This is a genomic window from Bacillus sp. J33, from assembly GCF_000518885.1.
Lineage (GTDB): Bacteria > Bacillota > Bacilli > Bacillales > Cytobacillaceae > Cytobacillus.
Genome location: NZ_KI912519.1, coordinates 32,974 through 47,150 on the forward strand (window position 1 = coordinate 32,974; position 14,177 = coordinate 47,150).

12 protein-coding genes are annotated in these 14,177 nt (G+C 42.7%); all 12 read right to left on the reverse strand.

Features of this window, described 5'->3' with window-relative positions:
* Positions 1 to 302 precede the first annotated feature (302 nt).
* The 12 genes from dapA to truB all read right to left on the reverse strand — a co-directional run bounded on the left by dapA (position 303) and on the right by truB (position 14,162).
* Positions 303 to 1,169, reverse strand: coding sequence for a 4-hydroxy-tetrahydrodipicolinate synthase (gene dapA / locus L634_RS0129630; RefSeq protein WP_026585480.1), 867 nt, complete (start codon positions 1,167 to 1,169; stop codon positions 303 to 305).
* A 202-nt stretch (positions 1,170 to 1,371) separates the two neighbouring features.
* Positions 1,372 to 2,616 carry an aspartate kinase gene (dapG, locus tag L634_RS0129635; protein ID WP_026585481.1) on the reverse strand — a complete coding sequence of 415 codons (1,245 nt, stop codon included), beginning with the start codon at positions 2,614 to 2,616 and terminating at the stop codon, positions 1,372 to 1,374.
* 45 nt (positions 2,617 to 2,661) lie between these two features.
* Complete coding sequence (asd, locus tag L634_RS0129640; protein WP_026585482.1) at positions 2,662 to 3,711, reverse strand: aspartate-semialdehyde dehydrogenase; 1,050 nt, start codon at positions 3,709 to 3,711, stop codon at positions 2,662 to 2,664.
* Between the two features lie 295 nt (positions 3,712 to 4,006).
* Positions 4,007 to 4,606, reverse strand: a complete 600-nt coding sequence (gene dpaB / locus L634_RS0129645; RefSeq protein ID WP_026585483.1) for a dipicolinate synthase subunit B — start codon at positions 4,604 to 4,606, stop codon at positions 4,007 to 4,009.
* Positions 4,603 to 5,505, reverse strand: coding sequence for a dipicolinic acid synthetase subunit A (gene dpaA, locus L634_RS0129650; RefSeq protein ID WP_026585484.1), 903 nt, complete (start codon positions 5,503 to 5,505; stop codon positions 4,603 to 4,605). Before dpaA ends, dpaB begins: the two co-directional genes overlap by 4 nt.
* Before the next feature lie 401 nt (positions 5,506 to 5,906).
* Positions 5,907 to 6,161 carry a YlmC/YmxH family sporulation protein gene (locus tag L634_RS0129660; protein ID WP_026585485.1) on the reverse strand — a complete coding sequence of 85 codons (255 nt, stop codon included), beginning with the start codon at positions 6,159 to 6,161 and terminating at the stop codon, positions 5,907 to 5,909.
* 236 nt (positions 6,162 to 6,397) lie between these two features.
* Positions 6,398 to 7,633: a M16 family metallopeptidase gene (locus L634_RS0129665; protein ID WP_026585486.1), complete on the reverse strand. Its 1,236-nt coding sequence runs from the start codon at positions 7,631 to 7,633 to the stop codon at positions 6,398 to 6,400.
* Positions 7,634 to 7,672: 39 nt separating this feature from the next.
* Positions 7,673 to 8,689, reverse strand: a complete 1,017-nt coding sequence (locus L634_RS0129670; RefSeq protein ID WP_026585487.1) for a polysaccharide deacetylase family protein — start codon at positions 8,687 to 8,689, stop codon at positions 7,673 to 7,675.
* 420 nt (positions 8,690 to 9,109) lie between these two features.
* Positions 9,110 to 11,230 carry a polyribonucleotide nucleotidyltransferase gene (gene pnp, locus L634_RS0129675; protein ID WP_026585488.1) on the reverse strand — a complete coding sequence of 707 codons (2,121 nt, stop codon included), beginning with the start codon at positions 11,228 to 11,230 and terminating at the stop codon, positions 9,110 to 9,112.
* A 397-nt stretch (positions 11,231 to 11,627) separates the two neighbouring features.
* Entirely contained in the window at positions 11,628 to 11,897 is a 270-nt protein-coding gene (gene rpsO / locus L634_RS0129680; protein ID WP_009330698.1) for a 30S ribosomal protein S15, read from the reverse strand.
* Between the two features lie 122 nt (positions 11,898 to 12,019).
* Positions 12,020 to 12,970, reverse strand: a complete 951-nt coding sequence (gene ribF, locus L634_RS0129685; RefSeq protein WP_026585489.1) for a bifunctional riboflavin kinase/FAD synthetase — start codon at positions 12,968 to 12,970, stop codon at positions 12,020 to 12,022.
* Positions 12,971 to 13,244: 274 nt separating this feature from the next.
* Positions 13,245 to 14,162 carry a tRNA pseudouridine(55) synthase TruB gene (truB, locus tag L634_RS0129695; protein WP_026585490.1) on the reverse strand — a complete coding sequence of 306 codons (918 nt, stop codon included), beginning with the start codon at positions 14,160 to 14,162 and terminating at the stop codon, positions 13,245 to 13,247.
* Between the last annotated feature and the right edge of the window lie 15 nt (positions 14,163 to 14,177).

A 14,177-nucleotide genomic window follows, 5' to 3' on the forward strand; every position in this document is an offset into this window, starting at 1 on the left:
TAACACACCCATTTCGGGCTTCATGGAGCCTTCATGGCGACCTTTTTTCCTGTAACACACCGATTTTGGGCTTCATGGAGCTTTCATGACGACCTTTTTTTACTTTACTCCACCGATTTTGGGCGCCATAAAGCTTTCTAAGCGCCGCATTTTCTTTTGGGAATCAGGTATGGGGCTTCATAGACCACCTGCAACTAAGTCATTAAAAATATCTTGGATTTAATGAAGAAAATTTCACACAATTCTTCTTCCACAAACAGAAAAAAGCCAACCAGCAAATGCTGATTGGCTAAATAAAAAAATTATTTAAATAAAGAAGCTACTGCATTCCGCTCCTGTTCAGTTAGAGGAACCATTGGAAGGCGGACAGATCCGACATCAAGCCCTTTTAATTGAAGAGCTGTTTTTACAGGCACAGGGCTAGGTGCTGCAAAAAGCCCTTCCATAATTGGAAGAATTTTCTGATGGATTTTTGCAGCCTTTTCGTTTTCACCGTGTAGGTATGCATTCACCATTTCCTGCATTTCGTTTCCAATTACATGGGAAGCAACAGATACAATTCCTGTTCCTCCGATTGCCATGCATGGCAGTGTTAAGCCATCATCCCCGCTATAAAGCAGGAAGTCGTCATCTGTGTTCGCAATAATTTTTGCCATTGCATTAAGATCACCGCTTGCCTCTTTCACTGCAGCGATGTTTGGAATTTTGGAAAGGCGGATGATCGTCTCAGGCAAAATGTTGACGGAAGAGCGGCCCGGAATGTTATAAATCATTACAGGAAGTTTTGTGCTTTCCGCGATTGCCTTGAAGTGCTGATAAAGCCCTTCCTGGTTTGGCTTATTGTAATATGGCGCAACGATCATGACTGCATCTACGCCAATTTGTTCTGCCTTTTTCGTCAATTCAATTGATTCATACGTATTATTGCTGCCAGTGCCTGCAATAACAGGTACGCGCTTGTCAGCAACTTTTACTGCGTGCTGGAATAATGCCAGCTTTTCTTCTTTTGTCAGCGTTGGCGACTCGCCTGTTGTTCCTGCAACGACTAATGAGTCTGTGCCATTTTCGATTAGATGGTTGATTAGCTGGGTCGTTTTAGGGAAATCAATATGTCCCTTATGATCGAACGGCGTTACCATTGCTGTTGATACTCGGCCAAATAGAACCATTTTTACACTCCTTGCAGTTGTTCAAAAGTCCGGGAAAAATCGGGCGGACCTGCCGTACAAGATGCTGGTCCGTCGTTCGCTTCATGAAGCTATTTCTCCCCTTTTTGAACATTTATATTTTTAAAAGATATGCTCTGTTAAAATGATTTCCGCTCCAATTAAAAGATGCCCAAATCAGTAATCAATTAACAGAAATAAGAAATTAAATATCTGTTCTCTCATATTCTGTCAGATCTTCTTCAAGATGAAAAGCATCATGCAGCGCATTTACTGCTTTTGATAGATCTTTTTGTTTGACAAGAACCCAAATGGTTGTATGGCTGTCTGCGGATTGCAAGATGCGTATGCCCTGCTCGGACAATGCAGTAACGATGCGGGAAGCCACTCCAGGCACTCCCTGCATCCCTGCTCCGACAACCGAAACTTTGGCGCATTCTCTTTCCACGAGAGGATTATGGCCAAGGTCCTTAAGAATGCTGATCGCTTTATCTGTCATTTCTTCTGTAACTGTATAATTGACGCCATTTGGATAAATGTTGATAAAGTCGACACTGATTCCCTGGTTTGCCATCGCCTTAAACACTTCTGACTGCAGATCATATTGGTCTTTCTTCGCAAGGACCTTAATTTGCGTAACATTGGAAAGGTGTGCAATACCAGTAACTGAACGCTCTTTAATATCGGTTCCGCGCCTGTCTTTATTAAGAGTTGTGACAAGTGTTCCAAGACTCTCTGAATAGGTTGAACGAATCCGGATCGGAATCTTAGCTTGCATTGCAATCTCGACCGCACGCGGGTGAATGACCTTTGCTCCCTGGTAAGCCATGTTGCAAACCTCCGTATAGGTCACAACTGATAAAGGGCGAGCATTTTCGGCAATCCGCGGGTCTGCTGTCATAATGCCTTCAACATCTGTAAAGATATCAATCCATTCAGCATTTAAAGCCGCACCAAGAGCAGCTGCGGAGGTGTCGCTGCCTCCTCTGCCAATCGTGGTAACGTCTCCGGTTTTTGAGATTCCCTGGAATCCAGCCACCACAATTACATCATGGTCCTCCAGTTCTTTCAGGAGCCTGTCACATTTCATATCAATAATTTTTGCATTTGTATGATCATTATTTGTTCTGAATCCTGCCTGGGCACCTGTCAAAGCAGCCGCAGTGATGCCATTTTCCTTAAGCATGTTGGAAAAGACCACGCTTGAAATTACTTCACCGCAAGATAAAAGAAGGTCTGTTTCCCGTTTGCTAATCTTGCTGCTGCTTCCATCTACAAGTGAAAGCAAGGTGTCTGTAGCGTAAGGGTCGCCTTTTCGGCCCATTGCGGATACTACAACTACAACTTTATATCCATCAGCAAGCGCTTTTTGAATATGCTTTAGGGCATGTTCTCGGCTATTTTCATCGCGTACTGATGTGCCTCCATATTTTTGAACGATAATATTCATTAAAACACCTCTAACTTCTCTTTAACATGAAGAGAAACTCGTTGACTATTTTACTAATCCAAGCTTAATTAAGCTTTCGGCAATTTGCACGGAGTTCCATGCTGCCCCTTTAAGAAGATTATCAGAAACAACCCACATATGGAAGCCTTTATCCTCATCCAAGTCTTTGCGGATACGGCCGACAAATACATCATTCTTTCCGACACAATCAGCTGGCATTGGGTAAACCTGGTTTTCGGGATCATCCTGAAGGACAACGCCTGGCGCGTTTTCAAGAAGGCCTTTTACATCATTCGCAGTAAGGCCATTCGTTTCCACTTCAAAATAAAGTGACTCAGAGTGACCTGTTGCCACCGGCAGGCGGACACAAGTCGCAGCCACTTGAAGTTCCGGCATATGCATGATTTTCTTTGTTTCATTAATCATTTTCATTTCTTCAAATGTGTAGCCATTCTCCTGAAACTTATCAATTTGCGGAATTGCATTGAAAGCAATTTGATAATGTTTTTTATCGCCTTTCACTGGAAGGATTTCAGGCTCAAACTCTTCGTTATTTAAAATTGCTTTTGTCTGTTCGTTAAGCTCCTGAACAGCAGCTGCTCCCGAACCAGATACAGCCTGGTAAGTAGATACAATAACTTTTTTCAATCCGTACTTCTCTTTAACTGGCTGCAAGGCTACAACCATTTGGATTGTAGAGCAGTTCGGATTGGCAATAATGCCTTTATGCTTGTAAAGATCATCTTCGTTAACTTCCGGTACGACAAGAGGCACATTTGGATCCATACGGAAAGCACTTGTGTTATCAACCACAATCGCACCATGTTCAACCGCATGTGGAGCAAGTTCTTGTGAAACGCTTCCTCCTGCACTGAATAATGCAATATCAACGCCTTTAAAGCTCTCTGGCTTTGCTTCCTGAACAGTATGCTCCTGTCCTTTGAACATCACCTTTGATCCTGCAGAACGAGCAGATGATAAAAGTGTTAATTGAGAGATTGGGAAATCTCTGTTTTCAAGTGTTTGCATCATTTGCTGGCCAACTGCGCCAGTCGCTCCAACTACAGCTACATGAAATCCTTTTTTCTGTTCCAATTTCTTTTCCCCTTCCAGTACCAATATATTTTTCTAGCAAAATTAGTTTTTAGTGAAGAATCAATATGCCCAAAATTCAATAGAACGGCGGCCAAATTGGATTGGCAGCCGTTTTTCTGCCTGGAGTATTTTAAAAAGGCAGGTTTCCATTTATATTATCAGCATATTGGCCATAGCTCCAAGATGTTATTAAAATATTTTTAAACATACCTTGAAGGTTGGATATCTTAATACCCTCTATTCTAACATATTCGTTCACTAAAGGACTAAACTTTTTACTAGAAAAAATAGGGGGTTAATTTTCGTCTTTATATCTTTCTACAACAACTGGCTGTAGCTGTTTGCCTTCCATCGCATGCAGAACTGTGTCTGATAATGCAGTCATTCTGGCTACCATGGAATTTGGTTTTTTCACCGGATCATCCTGGCCATATGGAATAAAATAAATATTCTTTGTAGCCATCAGCCTCATCAAGTTTACGCCATTAAGCCCCAGTGCATCATTAGTTGAGATTCCAAGCACTACAGGCTTCCCATTTCTTAATGTGGCTTTTGCCGCCATTAACACAGGGGAGTCCGTCATGGCATTTGCAAACTTGCTCATGGAGTTTCCTGTCAATGGTGCAATTACCATGCAATCCAGCGGGATTTTGGGTCCAAGCGGTTCCGCTTTAACGATTGAATCAATCACCTTATTGCCTGTTAAATCTTCAATTCTTTGGACCCAGTCCTCTCCTTTGCCGAATCTTGTTTCTGTACTTTTAACGGTAAAGGTAACAACAGGAAGCACTTCTGCTCCTGCGTTTACAAGCTTCTCTATTTCTGGAAACACAGCATCGTACGTACAATGCGATCCTGTTAATCCAAATCCGATTCTTTTCCCTTTCAGACTCATTTTGTAGTCCCCTTTCTCTTTTGCAGATCTTCCTTAATCAATTGAGAAAGAACGTTTGCCAATATTTGGCCTGCTGTTTTTGGAGCAACAATTCCAGGCAAGCCTGGCGCAAGCAAAGCTTTAACTCCCCTCTTTTCTGCATAACGGAAGTCAGTTCCGCCAGGCTTGGATGCCAGGTCAATGATAAGCGTATGTGTCGGCATTTTCGAGATAACGGACGCCGTTACAACTAAATGAGGTGCTGTATTGATGCAAATATCTACATCTTTAACCGCATCCTCAATATCGTTTAAGTGAAATGGAGTAAGACCCATTTCTGTAATTCTGGCAATATGCTCGCTCTTTCTTGCCCCAACTTTCACTTTCGCTCCCAATGCATGGAAGGTTCGGGCTACACTCATCCCTACTCTCCCAAGACCGATAACTGCTATATTCGAACCATGAATGGTAAAATCGGTATGCTGTATCGCCATCATGATGGTTCCTTCTACAGTTGGGATGGAATTATAGATTGCTACATCATCTCTTTCGAATAATTGCACAAGCCTCCGGTCGGCCTGTTTTGTAATCCCTGTCAAATAAGAATTTGTAATACCAGAATAAACCGTACAGTGTTCTGGTGTCTGCGAAAGGATTTCTTCCTCAAATACCACCTTTTCATTGGAGAAAATCGTTTCTATTTGCCCCTCCAGCCCCGTGCCAGGCACTGGCAGGATAATGGCGTCTATATTGGAAAAGTCCACATCATCTATTTTTTCTTTTACCGCACCAGAGAACGCATGATCCAGCTGCTCGAAACCAACCAATGAGAGCTTTGCATCAAGCTCAGTTAGTTTCCGGATGATTTCCAGCTGCCTTGCATCACCGCCGATAACTGCTATTTGGGTTCCTGTCAGCATGCAACACTCACCTTCTTTTTCTTTCTTTTGGAAGAAAGCATTATTTTTGAAGCCGTTTCATCGCATGGCTTCGGGCAAAGATATACTCGCGCCGGCAACGCCACTGTACAATAGCTGCGGCACGAGACAGCAATTGCATAAGCAGGTTTCTGTTCAAACGATATGTGGCGTGTTCCTTGGCCGGCAGCTCCAAATAAATACCGTATGTGAATTGTTATATTGAACTACTTCAACATCTTATGTACGAAAAGCGGAATAGGTGAGTTTTCCACCCAAAAGAAAATGGGTTTATCGCGGCATGAAAAAGTTGGAAGAGGAATTCCTGTGCGGGGAAATTTCAGTGTGGAACAAGAATATATTTATCCATCAAAAAAGGACCTTCAAAGGCCCTTCAGCATACATTAATCATGTTCTTCTTCGATTTCCGGTATATCGATTATAATCATGTCATTGCCTATTTTTCGGATATGGTGCCAGGAAACGCGGATTTCATCTCCCTGGCGTTTAAAGCCAAACCATTTTAGTGAAGGGATAAGCAAAGCTTGAATTTGCCCATTCTTTTCATTAATTTCAAGATCAGTCTGCCCCAGGACTCCCAGCCGTTCCGCCCTCTTTACGTCAACGATTTCTTTTCCGCTTAACTCGCTTAATCTCATCTTCAGCCCTCCTTTCTTCCTCTATATATCTTTATCTGCCAGACACTGCTTTTAGAAGTCTTGGACAAAATAAAACAGCCTGCGTCCACACAGGCTGTTTTTTAAAAAGAATTAATATTTGCTTCCCAAGCTCGATTTTCCGCGGGCTGCCCGATGCTCCCCGGCGAGAGGGCTTCGGAACTCCACTCCAATCAAGAGAGTTATAAAACCAACAATGAGTTTAACATACTCAAATTTTAAAGGTTTTTTGGAAGCTCCCCATCCGGACTAATTAAAGCAACTGAGTAATTATCTGTAAAAATGGTATTGGCCATATCATTTACTCCTTGCATGGATACGGCATCTATTTCCTCCACGATTTCATCCATGGAACGATGGCGCCCCAGCAGCAGTTCATTCTTGCCGTTACGGCTCATCCGGCTGTTTGTGCTTTCAAGGCTGAGCATTAAGCTTCCCTTTAATTGCTCTTTGCTGTTGTTCAGCTCTTTATCGGTAATGCCCTCTCTTTTAAGAGTAGCCAGCGTTTCCTGAATGGTATCAAAGAGTATATCCAGCTGCTTTGCACCCGTACCGCCATACAGCGTCACAATCCCGCTATCCTGGAATGCAGAGTGATAGGAAAAGACTGAATAAGCTAATCCTCTTTGCTCTCTGACATCCTGGAACAAACGGCTGCTCATGCTTCCGCCCAATATATTATTTAGGACAATCAAATTGTATATATCCTTATGCCCTACCTGCAGTCCTTCAAAACCTATGCAAAGGTGTGCTTGTTCGGTATCCTTTTTGCGGGCAATGTGGTTGGAATGGAATTCCGGCCTCTGTTCCGTCCTTTCTTTTTTCCCGCCTTCATAGGAGCCAAAGTACTTTTCTACTTCCTTAATAAACGATTCCGTAATATTCCCGGCAATGGAAATAACAACATTTTCAGGCGTATATGTTTCATGCATATACTGTTTCAATGTATCGCCGTTGAATGTAGCCAGTGTCCCTTCCGTTCCAAGAATCGGATAGCCAAGCGAATGATTTTCATAGATTGCCTTGCTTAAAAGATCATGTACTATATCATCAGGGGTATCTTCATACATTTTAATCTCTTCGTAAACGACATTTTTCTCCTTGTTCAGTTCTTCATCAACAAATGTTGAATTAAAGAACATATCGGAGAGGACTTCAAGAGCAAAATCAGAATGTGTGTCCAGGACTTTTGCATAATAACATGTATATTCTTTGGAAGTGAAGGCGTTGACCTGTCCGCCAATGCTATCGAAACTCTCTGCAATTTCTCTTGCAGATCTAGTTTTCGTACCTTTAAAAAACATATGCTCTAGGAAATGGGAGATTCCGTTATTTTCAGTATCTTCATTCCGTGAACCTGTTCCGATCCAAACACCTATCGCCACAGAACGAACGGTTGGAATATTTTCTAATACGACTCTTACACCGTTTTGGCAAGTATATTTCTTTATCAAGTAAATTCCTCCTGTCTGAAACCCAACCTCTAGCTTCCATTAGTTTATATTATTATTGTTATTTTTTCCAAAACCTTGATTATTATTTTCCCGGGACTGAACTCTCTTTTCGCTTAAAGTTTCCGAAACTGTTCCAATTTGGAGGCCCTTCTGCTTAAGTCCTCTAATCAATTGATCCAGCGATTTCTCCGTCGAATCAGTCGGATGCATCAGAATTAAAGCACCGTTATGGACTTTGCTTAATACCCGGTTAATCAGCACATCCGGAGCAGGCTTTTTCCAATCCACCGTGTCCACCGTCCACATTACAGTGCCCAGTTTTTCTTGTGCAGCAATTTTAACAATTTCATCTCTATAGCTTCCGCTCGGCGGTGCAAACCATGTAATCGGCTTTCTTGTTTTTTCTTCCATCGCTGCTTCAATCACATCATTGGTCTTTTGAATTTCTTCCCTTGCTTTTGCAGAAGAAATCACTTTCATATCTGGGTGAGTATAGGAATGGTTGCCTACTTCATGCCCTGCATCCATGATCATTCTGGCCAGCTCCGGATTATTCTTTACCCATCTTCCTTCGAGAAAAAAACTAGCAGATACATTATGGTTCTTCAAGGTAGCGAGCATACCGGATAAATATTCATTTCCCCATGCCACATTAATAATAAAACTGACCATCGGCTTATCCGGATGACCCTTATATACTGGGGCCGGTGGAAGATCACTTAACTTCACCTTTGGCTCAACTTGCTTAAAAATGAGCTTTTCTTCGTTAAACTTCTTCTCTGCCTTCATTTTTTTATAGGATGCCTCAACATCTACCTCTATACCATTGTACCCCGGTATGGCTTTCCAGACGGGATCTATTCGCGCATCCTGGGGAGGTATGCGATATTCAGCCGCTTTTGCTTTGATTTCCTCATACAAGGGGTCCTTTGGCTTGGATACCGCCACAGCTCCCGATTCCTCTTTCAGACCAGCAACATACTGATCTGTTAATGGATTATTGACAAACGCTAATGCAAGAACAAACATGATTGCGATATGGATAAACCTTCTCATTCCGCATGCCTCCTTCATTTCATATTATGATTTGAAGGGACAAGGTAGAACGGAAGCGTCTCGGGAAAGGTATGTAAGTATATGGCCGAAGCCAAAAGAAATAATCTTAGATATGTAAAAAGCCAGGGTTTCCCCTGGCTCTATAGGAAGCTTCAGCCACAAATTTTTATAGCCTGTCTGCTGCAGGGCCTAGCCAGTTCTCTTCCACAAAAATGCTCCTTAGATTCTCTTGGGAGAGCATGATTTGGTAAGTGCTGCTTCTAAGAGCTCGAGGCTGCTACGGTCCAGCCTTTGACATATAGGAAGCACTAGTGCAGACGTTGCCACAGGACATGGCGATTTTAATCTGCCAGTGCTTGTCGGACTTGCACAGGATGTGCTGATGTCGAGGTTCCCGGCCTGAGCTGCTGCTTTTCAAAATTACTGCTGAGCTTTTTCCTTCTGCTCGCGCTGTTCACGCAATACCGCTTTGCGGGAAAGGTTTACGCGGCCCTGCTTATCTATTTCTGTTACTTTTACAAGTAATTCGTCGCCAATGGATACAACATCTTCCACTTTTCCAACACGCTCTTCAGCAAGTTCGGAAATGTGGACCAATCCATCTTTGCCAGGGAAGATCTCAACAAATGCACCGAACTTTTCAATGCGTTTTACTTTGCCAAGATACATTTGTCCAACTTCCACTTCACGGACAATATCTTCAATAATTTTCTTTGCTTTTTGATTCATTGCTTCATCAATTGAAGAAATGAATACTGTTCCGTCTTGCTCGATATCGATCTTAACGCCTGTTTCTTCAATGATCTTATTGATTTGCTTGCCGCTTGGCCCAATAACATCTCGAATCTTATCAGGGTTGATCGTCATCATTAAAATCTTTGGAGCAAATTTAGAAAGCTCGTTTCTAGGCTGGTCAATTGTACTCAGCATCGAATCAAGAATCTGCATGCGGCCTTTTTTCGCCTGCTGCAATGCTTCCTCAAGGATTTCTCGGGATAAGCCTTCTATTTTAATATCCATCTGAAGCGCTGTAACACCTTTTGAAGTACCGGCAACTTTGAAGTCCATGTCGCCAAGGTGGTCTTCCATGCCCTGGATATCAGTTAAAATTGAATAATGCTCACCAGACTTAATAAGTCCCATCGCGATTCCGGCAACAGGAGCTTTAATTGGCACACCTGCATCCATCATTGCCAATGTGCTTGCGCAAATGCTGGCTTGGGACGTTGATCCGTTTGACTCCAATACCTCCGAAACAAGGCGTATTGTGTATGGGAAATCTTTTTCAGAAGGGATGATTGGCTCCAACGCTCGCTCCCCCAGAGCACCATGTCCGATTTCACGGCGGCCCGGCCCTCTGATTGGCCCTGTTTCACCAACGCTGAAGTTAGGGAAGTTGTAATGGTGCATAAATCTCTTCTCTTCTTCAATTCCCAATCCATCAAGGATCTGTACATCTCCAAGAGCACCCAACGTACAAATGCTAAGAGCCTGAGTTTGGCCGCGGGTAAACAATCCGGAACCATGTGTACGAGGAAGCAGGCCGACCTCAGATGAAAGCGGGCGGATTACATCCAGGCCGCGTCCATCAGGGCGCACTTTATCTTCTGTAATTAAACGGCGAACTTCCGCTTTAACGATCTTGTCTAAGATTTGTTTGATTTGCTTAAGCTTATCTTCATCTGCTTCTTCAGCCTCATATTTAGCAATAATTTCTTCTTTTACTGCTTTTATGGCAGCTTCACGGGCATGCTTTTCCTGCACCTGGATTGCAGCGATCATATCATTCTCACAGATGCCGCGCACTTCAGCTTCGAGATCCTGGTCAACCTGGTATAAAACCACTTCCATTTTCTCTTTGCCAATTTCAGATGCAATCTCTTCCTGGAAAGCAATCAGGCGTTTGATTTCTTCGTGGCCAAACATGATGGCTTCAAGCATAATCTCTTCAGGCACTTCATTTGCACCAGCTTCAACCATGTTGATCGCATCCTTCGTTCCAGCAACCACAAGGGTGATATCACTCTTTTCAGCCTGATCAACAGATGGATTGATAATGAACTCCCCATCAATGCGGCCGACGCTTACACCTGCAATTGGCCCTCCGAAAGGAATATCTGAAACGCATAGCGCCAATGATGAACCAAACATCGCAGCCATCTCTGATGAACAATTTTGGTCCACACTCATGACCATGCTGACGACTTGTACATCATTTCTGAAGCCATCTGCGAATAGCGGACGAATTGGCCTATCGATCAAACGGCTTGCCAAAACAGCCTTCTCGCTTGGACGCCCCTCTCTTTTAATAAAACCTCCCGGGATCTTACCTACTGCATATAAACGCTCCTCATAATTAACGGTAAGCGGAAAGAAATCCAGGTTTTTCGGTTCTTTTGAAGCTGTAGCCGTACTAAGTACTACAGTATCGCCATAGCGCACCAGTACTGCACCATTAGCCTGCTTGGCAAGCTGGCCAATCTCAACAGTCAATTTGCGCCCAGCCCAGTCAAGGCTGTAGACATGTTTATCTTGTCCCATATTTGTACCCCTCTCTGCATTCACTTAAAGACCGGCATTCATCTGCCTGGCCCGATCAATAATTATTTATCCTGCATTGGCTGCCCGTAATCCTGCAAAGCACTTATATTACTTAGCATTTCTTCCGGGTCCTGCAGCTTTTATATAGAAAAGCAATAAATGCTCTTAAATCATATTTAAAATATGCATATTATAGTATGCACAACTTTGCCGTCCGCTAAAATAAGAATAGATTATGTATGTACAAAAGGATTAGCGCAAAGCGACCGAATATCGTCGGCAAGTCTCGAGCCGATGGCGCCAAGAGCTAGACAGTTTGTAAAAAGCTCATATTCTGGAACAAAATTCAACTTTTTAAAGCTAATAAAAAAGCGGGAAAAAATCCCGCTTCTGTTGATTATCGACGTAAGCCAAGCTTATTGATTAACTCACGGTAACGCGCAACATCTTTGTTACGTAGGTAAGTCAATAGGTTACGGCGCTTACCAACCATTTTCAAAAGACCGCGACGTGAATGGTGATCTTTCTTGTGAGTACGTAAATGGTCGTTCAAATTGTTGATTTCTTCAGTAAGGACAGCGATTTGAACTTCTGGAGATCCAGTGTCGCTTTCATGAGTTTTGAACTCATTGATTAGCTCATTTTTACGTTCTTTAGTGATTGCCATCCGGTTCACCTCCTAAATTTTCAATCCCCTGTTACTGAGCAAGCGTCGGTGACTCGACTTGCCAAGCAAAGGTTCATTTGGTACGTTACTAAGAATACAACTTTTTATGACAAAAAGCAAGGCTAAACCCTGTTTTTCTCAAAATATTGCTGTGCGTGCTGTTTATCTTTTCCGATTTGGTCAATGAGCTCCTGAACGCCAGCAAACTTTTGCTCGCTTCTTAGATGCTTATGCCATTCTAAGGTCACTTTTCTGCCGTAAATCTCTTCTGAGAAATCAAATATATGGACTTCAACCGATGGTTTGTCCGCTTTTTCCTTATTGAATGTAGGCTTATAGCCAACATTGCAGACACCTTCATACCACTTGCCTTCTGTCAGGAGCCTTACGGAGTATACACCGAGCGGCGGTATAATATATTCACCTAAAAGATCAATATTTGCGGTTGGAAAACCGATCGTCCTTCCTCTTTTATCCCCATGCACAACCACGCCCGATGTTGTATAGTGCCTTCCCAACAGCTCTGGCAATTCATCTGTCTTGCCCTCACGGATGTATTTCCTTACAAGGGTGGAGCTTATTTTTTCAACGCCATTCGAAAGCTTTTCAATGACAGAGTATTCAAATTGATTCCTTGAATGGAACAAAAGTGTTTCCATTGTCCCCTGGCCCATGCGTCCGTACGAATAATCAAAACCCGCAACAACATGCTTGGCGTTTAGACCTATTAAATATTGATCCACAAATTCCTGTGGAAGCAGATTTGCAAACTCTCTCGTAAAATGGACAACGAATAAATAGTCTATGCCCAAATCAGCAATAATGCAGACTTTATCCTGAAGGGGGGTTATATATTCTACATGCTTCACACTTTTCCCCAATACAACTGAAGGATGGGGATCAAAAGTCATTACAGCGCTTTTTAAGCCCTTTTGTCCGGCGATTGCTTTTGCTTCAAGTATGACTTTTTGATGGCCGCGATGTACTCCATCAAAATATCCCAATGCTATTGCCAGCTCGGGCATTTCATTTTTTTCCAACTGATGCGGATGTTGTATATGAATAACTTCCATTGCTTAATTCACCTTTTTTCTAAAGAGCCTCGACCTTTAAAATGTAAACAAGTATCTTTTTGAAAAGTTCTGCTAAACTCGCCTGTTGATTTCTGCCCCAGGAGCTCAAGCTTTCCGCGGGATGGCCCGCAGGACGTTGAATTAACATTATCGAGCAAACACCTCATCGTAAGTAAATGCGAATGCATTTTCGCAGGATCAGCACCTACCGCTCCAATCAACAGGATGCAAAAATCAACAATCAGCTTTAACACAGCCTTTTGAAAAAGAACTTTTATTGATCATTTCTTAATACTTTCACGGGCTTCATCAAACCAGGTTTCCGGGGATGATGTTCATATATAGCCAGTACAAGGCCTTCATCTGTTTCAACAGCTATTGGGCCATTGGCGTCAATCAAATGATCCGGGATAGTTAATACAGCCCCGTTTTTTACTTTCTCTGCTACTTTATCACTTATTTGAAATTTCGGCAAATGAGAAAGCGCGGCTTCCATCGGACGAAGAACCTCCGTAATCGTTCCCTGCTCCATCCGGTCTTGTACCTCTTCAAATGTAAGACAATCTTCAAGCGTGAGGGAGGCAGATTTTATCCTTATAAGCTCTGACATATGAGACGGGTATCCGAGCTCATTGCCGATCATGACAGCAAGCGTACGGATATATGTTCCTTTACTGCAGGCTACTCGGAAACGGAAGGTAATGTTCTCTCCAGAAAAAATTTCTCTATCATCCAAAAGCTCAATCGAATAAATCTGGACTTTTCTTGACGGCCTATCCACCTCAATTCCCTGCCTGGCATATTCATATAAACGTTTGCCATTTACTTTTACAGCTGAAAACATAGGCGGAGTCTGGATAATTTCTCCGGTTAAGCCCTTCAGTACTGTGAGAATCTGATCACGGGTTATTGGTTTATTTACATTTTTCTGTTCCACCACTTCACCTGAGGCATCTTCTGTTGCAGTAGAAAAGCCAATCGTTACCGCTCCTTCATAAGATTTGCCCGCATTTGTAATGTACTCTGCAACCTTAGTTGCCTTCCCCAGACAAATAGGCAAAACTCCAGTAACGTCAGGATCCAGTGTGCCGGTATGGCCAATCTTTTTCATTCTCAAAATTTTGCGCAGTTTGAACACACAATCATGGGATGTCATTCCTTTTGGTTTAAAAAGCGGCAAAATCCCTTCCATATTATGTACCACCTT